This is a genomic window from Dysgonomonas reticulitermitis (genome assembly GCF_054601275.1).
The window spans coordinates 27,946-43,990 of sequence record NZ_BAAHWU010000002.1 but is presented as its reverse complement, the minus strand read 5'-3'; the positions used below and the strand labels follow the sequence as shown (position 1 = coordinate 43,990).

Sequence of the window (16,045 nt, the reverse complement as noted above, 5' to 3'; positions counted from 1 at the left end):
ATTAATTTAACCACAATTAAAATAATTGTCATTAAAATATAAACAAGGTGGAAAATACAAATTTTATACATCATAAGATATATTCTCATTATCCGGTCGGTCATACTAAAGGTTAATACGTGAGTCATATCTATCGCGAGCCGAACCTTTTATAGTTGAAATGCGTTAGAAAATAAAACAATGAATTATAGCGAATAGAAAACATGGAAACAAATTCAGGATACACTGCCAGAAGAATATCATTTTACAACGGATTTCTCACCTGAGTAATCATAGTGGGACTACCGAGGGGCATGAAACAAGTAGAAACCCAAAATCGAAAGTTTCAACAACCGAAAGAGAATCAGCGGAATAGCCTAACTGTGGTGGAAAGGTTAGAAAAAGAGACTTCATAACATACATGCTTTTGTTGTACAATTGTTAGACCAGGGAACCAAACCCAAAACAATTGACAAGAAGATGAAAGCGACACTAAAAATCTTACAGAGAAAGAATTACCGGACAAAAGAAGGTAGATACCGGATTTGCCTGAGATATATAGCCTATAGACGTCCTACGTTTGTAGGCTTTAATGTTTCAGTACATCCCAGAGACTGGAATGAGAACAAGAAGCAAGTAAAAGCAACGGAACCCCGCCATATCCTTTACAACAGACTCATCAAAGAACAATACCACAAAGCCGAAAGCATCATCTTGGATAACTATCTGATTCCTTTAACAGCACAAGAGTTTATAGAAAGATTTAAGGATAAGCATTCCGGCAATGCCGACTTTTATGTCTTTATAGAACATGAATTGGAACTCTTGAAATCTACCAGAGCCAAACAAACTCTCTCCAACTATCGCAATCTGATTAACAAAATGAAAGAATGGAAACCTACTTTAACCTTCAAAGAAATTACCTTGGAATATATCCAACGTTTCCATGACTATGAAATCAAGGCAGGCAATCTGCTTTCTACCATCTATAAGAAACATGCCAATTTTAAATTCCTGCTAGGACTAGCCATTGATAAAGAACAACTGGAAAAGAACCCTTATGATAAGTTTGAGATTAAGAAGATCACGAAGGCACAGAATAACGATATACTGACCGAAGAGGAACTCGATACACTGCAACAAGCTTACAACAGCAACACATACACCGGAGGCAAGAAAGAAGTGTTAAGGGAATTTCTTTTTAGCTGTTATACCTCATTATCCTATGCAGAATATCATCATGTGACTTATGGAGATTTAAAACCCATTACACTAAAGGAGAAAGCAGATGATAACAAACAAAAGCCAGACCAAAGCCAAAATATAAATACTACAATCCACTATCTTCTCTGCAACTACGATTCAGATATTCGCGTATGCGCTACGGCTGTTTCTTTCCCGCCACAAAGACAGGGTAGCTCTCAATATAGAGATACCACTCTTTGCGGTCTTCAACTTTGCGAAGCCTTACAGTTACTTTGGTGTTCGATAACTCTTTCATTTTCTTGCGGATATTTTATCTACTTGTTCTTTAGGTACATAAACGAATTTACCTGCCTGCCTCTTGGGTATGGGTATGCTATTACGACGAATGGTATTGCTCACTGTTGAAAGAGAAACGCCGAATTTTTCTGATACTTCAGCAATGGTATAACATTCATTTGGCTCATATTGTAATTTGACAGGCTGCTGCTTCTACGGTTTCTCTTCCGGCAGCGCAACAGCGGTAAACATGGATTCTATATGTGTACGGCTTACCCTTGTAAGACGTTCGCCCAAATTAACAGCAGGGATTTTACCCGCTTTAATCAGGCGACGGATAGTATCTTTAGAAATGCCAAACATGATAGTTGCTTCTGATATAGAAAGAAAAGGCCGTGTTTGCATTTGTGCAATTTTATCAGCCGATTGTTCTAAAATAGTTTGCTTGTGTTCGGCTTCCTTCGCTTGTTGCTTTTTCTCCTTTCCTGATTTATTTGCACAATTAGGACTGCAAAAGCGCGTGATAACGGTTTTAGCCTCAAAAGGCTTTTCCGCAATGCTCACATACTTTCGATAATTTCAATTTACTAACTCCCATATTGTTTTCTTACATCCGTTACTTTATCGTCAATTAAGGCACGTTAAGACATAATAAGCATGAATAAGACTCACTTTATCGCCAATTAACGCGCATAATAAATATGGTACATATGTATGATAAAAAACAATAGAATTCAATAATTTACTCAAAACAAAATAGGCTGTAAACACTTGGTATACAACCTATTTTGCTAATTATTGATTATCGTTTCTAACCCCCTTTTATTTCACTTCCTCAAAATCCACATCTGTAACATTATCACCACCATTATTGGATGGTTCGGATTGCTGATTTGGATTTGGCCCAGCCTGTTGCTGTTGATTGTACATTTCCTGACTCATTGCGTGAAGAAGTTTTTCCAGTTCGCCCATTGCAGTATCTATAGCCGGAATATCCTGTGCTTTGTGAGCATCTTTCAGTTTATTCAAGGCTTCTTCAATAGGAGCTTTTTTGTCAGCAGGGATCTTATCTCCCAACTCGCTCAATTGTTTTTCTGTTTGGAAAATCATCGAATCAGCATGGTTCAGCTTATCTATTCTTTCTTTTTCCTTTTTGTCCGATTCGGCATTTGCAGTAGCTTCATCTTTCATCCGTTGGATTTCGGCGTCGCTAAGACCGGAAGAAGCCTCGATACGGATCGATTGTTCTTTTCCTGTTGATTTATCTTTAGCCGATACGTTCAATATACCATTCGCATCTATATCGAAAGTAACTTCAATTTGAGGCACTCCACGTGGAGCGGTAGGTATACCATCCAGGTTGAATACTCCGATTTGCTTGTTATCTCTAGCCATTGAACGCTCACCTTGCAATACATTTATCTGTACCGATGGTTGATTATCGCTTGCTGTAGAAAATGTTTCACTCTTCTTGGTAGGGATTGTTGTATTAGATTCAATCAATTTGGTCATCACACCACCCATAGTTTCTATACCCAAAGAAAGAGGAGTTACATCAAGTAAAAGAACATCTTTCACTTCTCCTGTTAATACCGCACCTTGTATAGCCGCGCCTACAGCAACTACTTCATCCGGATTCACACCTTTAGAAGGAGTTTTTCCAAAGAATTTTTCTACTTCAGCTTGTATGGCAGGTATACGGGTAGATCCTCCTACAAGAATTACTTCATCTATCTCAGAAGCTGAAAATCCTGCATCGGACAATGATTGACGACATGGATCAATACACTTGCGGATCAGACTATCTGCCAATTGTTCAAACTTAGAACGGGTCAAAGTTTTCACCAAGTGTTTTGGAATGCCATTCACCGGCATGATATACGGCAGGTTAATCTCGGTAGAAGTTGTGCTTGAAAGTTCAATTTTAGCTTTTTCAGCAGCTTCTTTCAAACGTTGCAACGCCATTGGATCTTTACGAAGGTCTAAACCTTCTTCTTTTTGGAATTCTTCAGCCAACCAGTCTATAATAACCTGGTCAAAATCATCACCACCCAGATGCGTATCACCATTTGTTGATTTTACTTCAAAAACACCGTCTCCAAGTTCTAATATAGAAATATCGAATGTACCTCCACCAAGGTCAAATACAGCGATCTTCATATCTTTATGAGCCTTGTCCAACCCATAGGCAAGCGCTGCTGCTGTTGGTTCGTTCACAATACGTTGAACTTTCAGCCCTGCAATTTCTCCGGCTTCTTTTGTAGCCTGACGCTGAGAATCGCTAAAATACGCGGGTACTGTAATTACCGCGTCAGTAACTTCCTGACCAAGATAATCTTCGGCAGTTTTCTTCATTTTCTGAAGTATCATAGCCGAAATTTCCTGTGGAGTATACAGACGTCCGTCTATATCTACACGAGGTGTACTGTTATCTCCTTTTACCACTTTGTATGGCACACGTACAACTTCGGTCTGTACTTGATCCCAAGTTTCACCCATAAATCTTTTTATGGAGTATATTGTTTTTTCAGGATTAGTTATTGCCTGACGTTTTGCGGGATCACCAACCTTACGTTCGTTTCCTTCAATAAAAGCAACAACCGATGGAGTTGTCCTTTTTCCTTCATTATTGTTGATAACGATTGGCTCGTTACCTTCCATAACGGCAACACAAGAGTTTGTGGTACCTAAGTCTATTCCGATTATTTTTCCCATTTTATATTATTTATTTATTTGTTATTCTTCTATTATTTATATTTTTCCACCTTTCGGTGACACTACTATTTCTTCAAATGCTATGCCAAAAATGACCTGATATATGAGATATGACAAAATATGACTATTTGGCAGCATTTAAAAGACATCTATTTTCATTCATCAGCTAATATCTATTTAACGGCAAAGCAAAAAATAACAAATTATAATTATATTTGAAAAAAATAACAACTATGAAAAAGGCAAATCTAATGCTATTATTACTGATAGCAGTATCCAGTTGTACATCAAACAGGTATCTTCTATCTGACACAGGAAAAGATAAAACTTTCTTAGCCGATTACATTAATGAGTTAGCTAAAAGCAAACAAATAACTAAAAAACCAATGATTGTAATTGACGGAAAAGAATACAAGTACGATATAGAGCTAAAAAAAGAAAAATTACCTATATCCAAAAATGATATAGACAAAATAGATCTATTGAAAATGGAAAAAGCTTAAAAAATATATAGCGGTGGTATTCTATTGATAACAACGAAATCAGGCAAAGATAAAAAATCTAACTAGGCAGATATTAAGCATCTAATAGACAAAGAAAAGGATGTGTCTCAAAAGCGAGATGCCTTCTTTTTTTGTCAGCAGTGTCGATTCTTCTTATATTTGAGATGATATGATGATTAGTTCTTTTGTTATTCATAAAAAGTCTACAAAGGGACAGTATTTTAGTCAAAAGTCGATTAAAGACAGCTGTATTCGTCCATTTTCTCAAGTTATGAGCAATAGGCACCAGAGTAAACTCTAATTTCACCTTCTGTAATCCTCTTAACCTTAACCTGTTGAACTGATGATTGTGTTTTATCCGGGCAAATACCGCTTCGGGTTCTATACAACGCTTACCGCGATGGTAAATCCCCTGTTCGGATAAGAGACGTTCCCTTGCTTTCTTTTTATATTCATTCAATTTGCAGTTTATTTCCATGACTCTGTTTGATTTAGATTTATGGCACAAACACCTGAGAGGGCAACCATCGCAGTTCTGTGCCTGATAACGGGTTAGGGTGGAGATGTATCCCAAATCGGATTTGCTGTTCTTGGTTCCAATATTGGTTAACCTTTGTCCCATCGGACAGATAAAACAGTCATTGTCTTTATTGTAGTACAGGTTCTGGACGGCAAAAGGATTCTTGGTTCATGCCCGTTTTTGTTCTTTATGGAAGTAGTTATATTTAACATAAGCTTCCATGCGGTTATCTTCCATAAATTCATAGTTCTCTAATTGATCTTCATATTTTTCTAAACGGGGCAGGTAATCTTCTTGAAGCTGTTTAACCTGTTTACGCTCTATCTTATCCATCTTTTCCAAACGGGAGTTCAGCTCCTTGACTTTAGCCCGAAGCTGATCGCTGTCAATGGGCTTGGGAACTTCTTTTACCTTTGATTCCTGTTTGTCCTGTTCAATATGCTTGTCTTCCAATGATAATACCTGACGGATTTTGTCTTCCAATTTTTCCCTTGTATTTTTCAACTGAACCACGCCATACAAAGGTATACCGGTTAGATGCCGACTCAATCTTCGTCCCATCAATATATTGGACTTCCAGACTCACATAGCCTGATTCTTGCAATAAGAGGACTAGCTGTGTGAACACCTCCTTTATATCCTCTTTTAATCCATCGCCCCGGAAACGGTTGATGGTGCGGAAGTCTGGACAACTGTTCCCTGAGAACCACATGAAATAGATATTCTCCTCTAAAGATTTGGCTATCTTACGACAAGAGTAAATATTACACAGGTAAGACTAATACAAAACAACTTTTTGACGTAATATCCAAATACATTTGAGGCTGTCCCATACTTTTGGGACAGCCTCTTTTATTTCTGTTATAATGTCTGATATTATTCTGCTCCTTCAGCTTCTTCGTTTACGGGTGCAATCAGTTTGTAACCTTTACCGTGTATATTGATGATTTCAATACGGGGATCAGGTTTCAATAGCTTACGTAATTTAGTGATATACACATCCATGCTGCGTGCATTGAAATAGTTATCGTCTACCCAGATTTGTTTCAGAGCATGGTTTCTTTCCAAAATATCATTTGCATGAGCGCAAAGCAGAGCCAATAATTCAGCTTCTTTGGTAGTTAGTTTAGTGCTTTCACCGTTGATGGTCAGAATTTGTTTCTGAGTGTCGAAAGTCATATTACTAAACTGATAAATCTGTTGTTCTTTGCTTCTCTTGCCTTTTACACGGCGGAAAATAGCTTCAATACGAAGAACAAGTTCCTCCATGCTGAACGGTTTAGTTATATAGTCGTCAGCGCCGGCTTTAAATCCTTCGAGAATATCGTCTTTCATATTCTTGGCTGTCAAGAATATGATAGGGATATCTGTATTGATAACTCTGATTTCTTTTACTAATGTGATTCCGTCCTTTTTAGGCATCATCACATCCAATATGCACAGGTCATACTTTTCTTTTACAAAACCTTTATATCCGACTTCACCGTCAGTGTATAGGTCTGTGTCATAACCTTTTGCCTGAAGATACTCTCTTAGTAACATACCAAGATTTTCATCATCTTCACATAAAAATAATTTTAATTTCTCTTCCATAATAACTTACTTATTTACAATTATTCTTGATCACTCTTACTTTTCATTATAGGTAGGCAAATAATAAATTTGGTACCTTTACCTTGTTCGCTTTCCGCTTTTATAGTTCCTTTATGGTCTTCTATAATTTTTTTTACATATGCCAGTCCAAGCCCGAAACCTTTTACATCATGCCTGTTTCCTGTAGATACGCGGTAAAACCGTTCAAATATTTTTTTTACGTATTCTTTCTTTATACCTATTCCGTTATCTTCTACCGATATATATAGTTTGTTGTTATTATTCCATGTTCGTATCATTAATTCCAACGGTATATCTTCTCTTCTGTACTTAACGGCATTGTCCAGCAAGTTAAATAAAACATTTGTAAAATGCATCTTATCTGCTTCAATAGCCGATTCGGTCGCTTCGAGATCAATATCGAGGTTTCCTCCGAATTTTTCAACTTTTATCTGAAATGTATTTGCTACACTTACTACTATATCATTGGCATCCAGCTCTTTTAGTTTTAGAGTTGCTTTTTGTTTTTCAAACAAAGACATTTGCAACACCTTTTCTACCTGAAAACTCAAGCGTTCTGTTTCATCGTTTATAACTCCTGATATATGTTTAAATACATCCGGTGATTTGGTTATTGACCCGTCTTTAAGCATCTGTGCGGCCAGCGATATAGTCGATACCGGGGTTTTAAGTTCGTGTGTCATATTGTTCATAAAATCACTTTTCATTTCCGACAAACGCTTCTGGCGGAATGTGATGTATATGATTATAATGAATGTGACCAAAAGTATGAACGTAAACAATATTGCCGGGTATAGAAAATAAACTTCACTGAAAAGAAATTCGCTTTTTTTAGGAAAATAAACTTTCAGATAATAATTTGCCGGATCATTCGGGAATAATACTTGTTGGTATTCATTTTTCTTCTCCTGCTCCAAAAATCGAGCCTGCCGGTATACGGGTTTATTATTTTTATCTACAACCTCGTACTGGAAGGCCAATTCAATATTGTTGTTTCTTAATTCACTTTTTATATTTGTTTCCAGATCTTTAAAGTTTACACGATCTTCGATGGGAGTATTACTACTCGATTTGAATTTTATATTCAGAGCTTCTTCCATCAAATTTTTGTCATAAATATAACTTTTCATCTGTTCTTCCTGTAAGTCAAAGAACTTTTTGGATATGGCATTCGTACCATCTTTCCTTGGGGATTGGAATACCTGTTTTGGCTTTTGTACTGTTGTAACGGACATGCTACTTTCCCAATTCAATTCCGAACCATCAGCTATAGTAACTTTATCTTTTTGCTGATAAGTTACAGTTTTCTCCTGCGGTTGATTGGCTAAAGCCAAAGACCGTTGTTTGTACGCAGCTTCCTTTTTCTGGCTTTCGGTATACGCTTCTTCCAAATATTTTCTCACCTGATCTATTTCCAGGTTTCTGGAAATTTGAGATAAACTCCGGTTTACAGCTTCATTAAACTGATCTCCCCGCATTCTTGTAGATTCCCGGAGATAAGTTATTTGTAAATACAATAGACCAAAGAATGCGACAGCCATTATAGCAGCTAATATCCATATTGTCGACCTTTTCATAATTTTTCTTTAGTCTCCCTAGCCAAATTCATAAGTAATGTACATAAAAAACTAGTTTCCGTCTTCCAAACAATCATTTAACAATTGATAATAAGATTTTGTTTAACATTTGAAGAAATAAACTTAGTGGATTTTTTTATTTTATGCAAGTATGTAGCCTTTTTTTATTGTATAAGTGTAAATTTTAGGCTTATTCCCATATTACTATTTGTCGTGGGATAGGATAAAGATATCAAAGGTTTGTTCAATATACGGTCATAAAATGCCCTTAAAGTCAAGGCTCTGCTTAGTGTGTAGTCCGCTGATAACTTAAGTGTAAAGATTGTTATTCCGTTTGTTGCTTGTGTAAAGTTTTCTTCTATTTTTCTTAGAAGGGTTTCTGTTGTTTTATGAGAAATACCGGCTTTTATGTTCAAATCGTTATTGAAGTTTTTAGGTGTTTTGGATGTCAAACCGATGACTCTGTTAAATTCGTTAATGCGATAGCCGAAGTCAAAGGTAAATTCCTTTTCGAGAGATTCTATAAGTTGGTATGAAGATACATTGAGAGTAAGGATTCGCGAATTATTATAATCCAGATTTACTTCCATATTATTATTGAGGCTGGCATCGACACCAATCAGAGGTCTGAATATCTCGGTGATATTTACAGACGAGACATTATACGGAGATGATGGAATGGGGCTTCCGGTCAGTACATCGCGGATGAATCCCAAGTCGTCATTGCTTGTTCCTCCGGCTTGTACCCAGCTGGAAAAAGAACCATAGCTGCCGATTTGATACCTGCATTCATAAGAATGATTTAATTGCAGGTTTCTGAATTTTTCTTTTATAAATGGAATTTTTTGTAATCCGGTATATGATATTGACCAGTTTGGTAACATCGAAAGTAAAGAAGGAAAGGCGGATAGAGAAATACTTCCGGCATCACGTCCTGTGTATGCAGCTATAAATGCAGGAATAAGCACATCACTCGAGTTACGATTGACTCCGCCGGGTTGATATTCGCCACCTTGATATTCCGTTCCTCTATATGTATCTTCTAGCCTATTGGAAATGACATCCCGGTTTTCAAGAAATTTACTGAATGCTTTTGAATAATAATTATTTTTAGAATTACTGCTTTTCAACGAAGTGGAAAGGGCGATTGTGGTTATAGAGAAACTTCCTCCTAATGAGCGGGGCATACCATCGAACATATATTGTATTTCGGCTCTGTCATTTTTCTCCCTTGCTACATTCAGATTAATGATGAAATCCTTGAATGGTACAATCTGAGACTTCAATTCAAATTTTTCAGCATTATTGTATATGGCCGGAGTGATATTGTTCTCATCCATTACCAGCCAGTCCCTGCCCTTTGACTTTTGAATGAAATCTTCACCTCCTTCAAAGCCGAAGGCAAAACCTAACCCGGGTACAAGTCCATATTCGGAATCTTTTTGTCCGAACATGTCTCCTATTCCCGGCCTGAATCCCGATACATATGTGTCCCTTCGTTTCGAGTAGTTGAATTCTATATTTCGTATTGCCATTAATCCTCTGACCGAGTACTCGGTAATATCGGTAAAGAGTTTGGATGAGTTTGGATCTTTTACTTTAGTTTCTATACTAACCTGAATATCAGCAGAATCTTTGTTTGTAATTAGAATTGACTTGTCATCTAATTTTTTAAACTTCAGAGAGTAGGCTTTTCCATCTTTCCGTGCTAGAACCTGTATATCTTTAGTCCCCAAATTATGAGTCAGGGTATACGTTGTATCTTTTTTTAATGTAATATTTTGTGTGTATCTCTTTCTTTCCGGTTGCTGTTGGCGTACTTGTTGCTGTTGTCGCTGCGTAGGTGATTGTCTCCTTTGAGTGTCAAATCTTTGATTGGCTTTTTTAAGAAATCCGGATTTGTTATATAAAGCTGCTAAGTCAAATCGTCCTCTTAGTTCTAAAGTAGCGTCATTACTTATCGTATTCCCTATTTCCACTTCTTCTACATAAGCTCCCCGATCCCATTTGTATCCGGCAGAGTAGGTTACATTGGAAGAGCCTATCCAATCTAAGGCCGGAATGTTTTTGAAAGGCAATTCATAGCTTAACCTTGCTCGTTGTGAATAGCTGAGAGGCGAACCTAAATTCCAAATGCTGTGCATAACAGAGTCTTTCCATATTTCGTAATCATCTCTGTTCAGCTTTTTATTAACTTGTAGATATGGTTCCTCTATTTCGGCTCTTGTTCCCGATTGAAAGGTAAACTTGAGGTTGCGTGTAAAATCCCAATTGATATTAAAGTCTCTATCCCACAGAAAAGATTGGCTCCACGAAAGGAATTCATTATTGTTAGTACCTCCTATGCTATAACTTTCTATATCCCGTGTCAGGGTTTCTGTATAATACCGGTGTATTTTTGAATCGAACGATATACTGCCCGGTAGATAATTGATGCCGATAGAACGTGCGAATTTAGCGCTACCGGATTTACTTTTTGTTTTTTTGAACGGCTCCCATGTTTTAATTAAAGGAGCGTACATGTAACTGAAATTAGCATTATAATTTTTGACCAAGTCGTATACTGTACCCGGATTTTTTGACTCCGTCTCACTAAAAGAGTAACCAAAATTAAAATTTGCCGGGTCGTAAGGCATAGGAGTCTTACTTTGTATATTCACTTTTATATTGTTGAGGCTAATACTCTTTGTTGTTGATTTTTCCTGAGCAAGGCTTTTAATAGAATCTTTTTCCACTTTGTTTTCTACAATACTAAGCGATTCTTTCAGGGTGACATCCTGATCGAATGGGTCGTATTTAGGGGTGGTGGTCTGGTTCGAGTATGAATAATAAAGAGGTAAACTGACTTTTGCTTTTTCAGGAAAGAATTTTCCTAATTCTACACTGGCCGCAATGCTATAGGTATGGTAGTCACTGTTTCGCCTTTCCATCAGGCTCTGATCTAAAGCTCCGAAACCACTTGTTTCTTTCCTTCCCGAAACATTGATTGTTCCCAGATCAGATAATGCAATATTCAGATTACCTTGTGCCGCCCATCCGCCTTCGTCGTCAAAGTCGGTCAGCCGTAATTCGTTTATCCATACTTCCCCCGATCTTACAATTCGTGAGTTGTTTCTGACACCTATCATAATGACGTAGACGTCCGATAATGACGGGTTCCCGATTACGCTCACTTTATTGTTCGCATTTTCGGGGTCATAAGTCGAATATAAAGTTGTATAAGACACGGTAGACCCGGCTTTTCGTTTTTCCCTGTTACGTTCCAGTTTTACATCTTTCAATAAATCCAACGGGAAATCGAACATATTCTCTTTAGGCCACACGGCATATTGACCGGTTGTGTTATCCGGATATCTGCTTGCGGGTGTGACAACCAGAGGTATTTCGTATTCATAATAGTTGTTTTTGTAATCGGATCCCAAACGCATAAAGACGGTGAGTTCCCCTCTTTTAAGCCCGTCAAAATCATTTTCCATATCTTCGGCATGTGTGAAGAGCTGTATGCGTTTGTAACGTCTCAGGTCATGTGTTGTGTTTTTGTATATAGCGCGTGCATCTGACGGGTCCAGGTTCGTAACACGCATCGATAATGATTGCTCGTTTTCTTTTATAAGTTGGGCTTGTTGGGGGTCGTTTGTCCTGCTTATGCCCGGAGGTAATAAATAGTTAACAGGTTTACGCTCCGAATTTTCTTCGATATTCACTGTGGAAATGTCAATTGTCCCGTTTCCGCTGGTATCGTCTTTGCCCAGAGCTTGCTCATATACCCGCCAATCGCCGCGCACAAGTTGTAATGTTCCGAAACGCAGATATGTCGACTGTTCAAAGTTTGTCATAAACATTCGCATGAAACGGATACTCTTAAAGTCCTGTATGTTTCCTACCCGTTTGTCGTACTTGCGGATGGGAACTTTAAATTGATACCATTTAATTTTACCCTCTGTTCCATCCCTAAGTGGTACCGTTCTTTCCTGCATGTCGACAATGTAGTTTTCGCCGACATTCATTTTATCTTTATTAAGCTCTATTTTGTACTGGAAGTAAGACTCATTTTCATTAAGAGTATTATCCTGATCTATATCTTCGACATCCGGCACATTACGCGCTGCGGTAGAATATCTTTCATCAGTCTGATCTGTCGACGGAGAATTTCCTTCTGTGTTATTATAATATTTATATCTGTCAAGGATACTTGTTTGTTGCTGATCGTAATCTGCTCCGCGATAGAAATGATAAATATCCCCGGCCGGATCTCTTAGCGGAGAAAAAGGATTATCTTCCAGTTCTTGTATTGCTGAAGGAGATAGCCTTGAACGGTATTCTGTCAGGTAATCTCTGTATGTCTGAAAATCAAACTCTTCTGCTGTGCTTAGCCCATTGAACCCGACGTCTTGTTTTTGCCTTGCCAGGGCACCCAGATTATCGTCGAACGCATATACAGTAGATTGCCGTGTGGGCACTTTTCCCCATATGGTATATTCATATGCGGTGGGATCGTCGTTTACAGGTAAACCGTTTTCGTAAAATTTTTTCCCGTCTTTGAGAATATCTTCCGATATTTCTCCCAGATTAAAATAAAGATCGCCACCCCGGGTGTGGTATTCAGGTTTACCGGCATCGTTGTTGTATACAAAAGGATCCATCAACCAAAACTCAATATATTCTATATTGGAGGCTTCAAAATCACGGACATCCATCTTCCGGGTAATTCCGGCCCAGCGTGTTTTTGGGTCGCGAAGGCTGCCATCTGCATTTATTTTGGTTGCATCCAGGTTATAAGGGCCTCTCTCATTCGGATAATATGAAAGATTTAATACCGGTAATGTCGCGGATTCTGTATTATTAAGATCCTTGTTCGGATATAATTCCCATATATTGATTTCGCGTACAAAGTGATTGGAAAGCTGCTCCTTGTCATTTCTTATATGATCCGGCGTAAGGGAATATCCTTTGCGTGTAAACAGCGGGTCTATCATAAACCACGATAGCATAGCCCTGTTCTTTCCGTAATCTATGTCATTGGTCTTTCCTGCTTCCGGAAACAGGGCATTCGCCGATTTATCAAAAGGTGTGGATGCGAGAGACCACGCATAAGGACTCTTTATATCTATTCTTGATTCGGAAGACTCAAAATCGTCCAGATATGAGTAGCCTCCGGCATCTTTACTTTGATAGTGTCCCGCGATCATTTGAGCAAATTCGGCGGAGAAATTGATATGAGATGGCTGCGTGGCATTTACAAATGGAATTTTATCGATAAGATTGGTAAGCCACATGGATTCGGTTTTGAAAGAAGTGTTTAGTCCCCACAATGTGTTTTTTACCGATTCGTCTCCTATAACTGTTTTTGTTGTCAAGGGTTTTTCATACATATGCATAATAGTTCCCCCTATATTGAAATTCTTGCTTATGTCGTAGCTCAGGTTGAGACCTAATAATGTTTTACGCTGCATACCCAACGCTCTTTCTTCCAGCGAGGTTTGTATATTTGCATCCGAGTCCAGTAAGTTCTGGTTGATGATGGTCACTATACCCGACATATAGTCTACAATATAGTCGACGCCTTCGGCAAGGGTTACTCCATTTGCCGTGAGTTTTACCGATCCTTGAGGAATATTGGTTGCATTCAGGTCTATTTCGGCATTGTTGGTAGACGATCCTCTATACGAACCATATATTTTGAACTTGTTTTTTTCTGCAATCTGACGTGCTACGGTCAGTGTAGAGTCGTAAAGTTGTTGATATACATATTTTTCCGCAATAGAAGGATTGCCTATCTTCTTTGCCAAATGCTTTCCGAACGGTTCCACTACCGGAAAGAAAACACGTCCTGTTTGAGATTTGACCGTATATCCCTCTACAAAATCAAAGATACCATCGCCTCTGTTCCCTTTATTATCCGACACTGCCTGATTGTTAGAATTGAGATTATCGAGATTCATCACCTTAAGCAACATTTCATTTTTGATGTTTCCTTCAGGCAAATAGGTGATATATCTGCCTACAGTATCCGACTGATAAGATATATTCAATCGGAAGCGATCCTGTTGTATGCTGGAAGCTCCCAGATAATATACGTTTTTCATCATCAAATCCCATGTATATGAACGCGGAGACAAGGAGACCGGTTTTAACAGGCGTACAAACAATGCACCTGATTTGTTGTTTGAGCTATCATAATTGCCGGCAATGTCTGTCGAGAACTCTCCAACCTGATAGGTTGTGCCGCCCATCGTATATTCGTATGCGATGGCTAAGACTTCATCAGCTTGTAACGCAGAGGCTAAGGAAATATATCCTAGTTGAGCATTATAAGTATACTCCGAAGAACTCAGCAAACGAGCACTCTCTATTTTTTCGTAATCCAATCCATTTTCGATATAGTTATTAAACAAGCCCGTTACCTGTGTAATATCCCGGGCTGCCTGAAAACTGCTTGTTATGATTTGATATAGGTTGTTTGCATTGTTATATGGAGCTTTTACGGTACCCGATCCTGTCCATCTTGAGGTGTTTTTTATTACATCCCGTTCTGCCATATCAGCAAAAGCAACAATATTCCGCGATTGGGTGTAATCTGATTTCTTATTTGTAATCCAGACTTCCATACGGGTAATATTGATCGGGGACTGGACGTATGGTAATTTACTCATCGCTTCATCATAGGTATCTCTGAAATAGTGGGCTAAGAAGAAATGCCTGTTTTCGTCATACTGGTCCGCTTTAAACTCGTATTGGTTGGTTTGCACACCTCCTTTTGTGTTTAGAGTTTGAGATTGAGATTCTTGTTGCGATATTACCGTATTAATCCGGAGTTTACCAAATTGGAGCTCTGCATTTATTCCGAATAATGCAGTCCCTCCATTTATGAGCGAATTGGTCGTGCTCATACTTACGTTACCGGCTTCTATTCGCTTTATTATTTCGTCTTCTTTCCCCTCATAACCTAATTTTAGTTTTTTTGAGTCGAAGTCGAATAGAGCTTTGGTATCATAGTTCATCCCGAAGTTGATCTTGTCACCCACTGATGCCGTCACATTCATCTGTATGTCTTCTTTAAACTCAAAAGTAGTCCGGCTTCGGTTTTGCTCAGACAGGGTAGGGTTGTCGGTACTGTTATGCTTCAATTGCATAGTGGCCTCTATATATCCCTGTGTCCTGACCTTTACACCTCCCGGTCCGAATAACTTATCGGCCACATTCAGGTTCAGATTTATATCTTTTAATGAAAAATCATCTTTTTCATCTTTCTTATCGTAAGCTTCAGTATTTTTGGTTCTGAAATAACCTGACATAGTTTGCTTGAGCGTGTAGTCTTTATATTCGTCTGCACTCAACGAAAACGGGGTTACAATTTCCGTATCCCCTATCTTTGTGCGAAATATGTATAAACCACTAGCCGGATCATATTCTATTTTTCTAACTACATTACTTGGGTCTTTAAGATCGACCGGAGGGTTTGTTTTCAGATCTTTATAAGTCTCTATTTGTGTTTTCTTTACCGGATAACGGGGTACAGTGTCGTTAGGTTGAGGTTGTCCGGATAATATTATATCAGATTCCGTTTTCCATGTAATAAGGGAAAACGAACTGACAGAGCTTACGAGGAGTACTGTTATGATTAGATATTTGGAGTACTTTTTCAACCTGATAAA

7 protein-coding genes and 2 pseudogenes are annotated in these 16,045 nt (G+C 38.2%); 2 read left to right on the top strand and 7 right to left on the bottom strand.

Annotation, left to right across the window (positions count from 1 at the left end; translation table 11 throughout):
- Window positions 1–459: 459 nt before the first annotated feature.
- Window positions 460–1,044, top strand: a pseudogene (locus tag ACYPZI_RS01305) (phage integrase SAM-like domain-containing protein); the annotation flags it as partial.
- Between the two features lie 432 nt (window positions 1,045–1,476).
- On the opposite strand, the gene ACYPZI_RS01300 reads toward ACYPZI_RS01305, so the two are convergent.
- From ACYPZI_RS01300 to dnaK, 3 genes are all read right to left on the bottom strand, one after another.
- Window positions 1,477–1,584: a hypothetical protein gene (locus ACYPZI_RS01300; RefSeq protein ID WP_459597844.1), complete on the bottom strand. Its 108-nt coding sequence runs from the start codon at window positions 1,582–1,584 to the stop codon at window positions 1,477–1,479.
- Between the two features lie 90 nt (window positions 1,585–1,674).
- Complete coding sequence (locus ACYPZI_RS01295) at window positions 1,675–2,025, bottom strand: helix-turn-helix transcriptional regulator (RefSeq protein ID WP_459597842.1); 351 nt, start codon at window positions 2,023–2,025, stop codon at window positions 1,675–1,677.
- Between the two features lie 258 nt (window positions 2,026–2,283).
- Window positions 2,284–4,176, bottom strand: coding sequence for a molecular chaperone DnaK (gene dnaK, locus ACYPZI_RS01290; RefSeq protein WP_459597840.1), 1,893 nt, complete (start codon window positions 4,174–4,176; stop codon window positions 2,284–2,286).
- Window positions 4,177–4,409: 233 nt separating this feature from the next.
- Between dnaK and ACYPZI_RS01285 the strand changes: the two genes are divergently transcribed.
- Window positions 4,410–4,679 (top strand): hypothetical protein, encoded by a 270-nt coding sequence (locus ACYPZI_RS01285; protein ID WP_459597838.1) that lies wholly within the window; start codon window positions 4,410–4,412, stop codon window positions 4,677–4,679.
- A 259-nt stretch (window positions 4,680–4,938) separates the two neighbouring features.
- On the opposite strand, the pseudogene ACYPZI_RS01280 reads toward ACYPZI_RS01285, so the two are convergent.
- From ACYPZI_RS01280 to sov, 4 genes and pseudogenes are all read right to left on the bottom strand, one after another.
- Window positions 4,939–5,950, bottom strand: a pseudogene (locus ACYPZI_RS01280) (transposase); the annotation flags it as partial.
- A gap of 125 nt (window positions 5,951–6,075) precedes the next feature.
- The gene (rprY, locus tag ACYPZI_RS01275) at window positions 6,076–6,792 is read right to left on the bottom strand and encodes a response regulator transcription factor RprY (RefSeq protein WP_459597836.1); all 717 of its coding nucleotides are present in this window, start codon (window positions 6,790–6,792) and stop codon (window positions 6,076–6,078) included.
- Window positions 6,793–6,812: 20 nt separating this feature from the next.
- Window positions 6,813–8,390 (bottom strand): ATP-binding protein, encoded by a 1,578-nt coding sequence (locus ACYPZI_RS01270; protein WP_459597835.1) that lies wholly within the window; start codon window positions 8,388–8,390, stop codon window positions 6,813–6,815.
- Window positions 8,391–8,554: 164 nt separating this feature from the next.
- Entirely contained in the window at window positions 8,555–16,042 is a 7,488-nt protein-coding gene (gene sov, locus ACYPZI_RS01265) for a T9SS outer membrane translocon Sov/SprA (protein ID WP_459598152.1), read from the bottom strand.
- Between the last annotated feature and the right edge of the window lie 3 nt (window positions 16,043–16,045).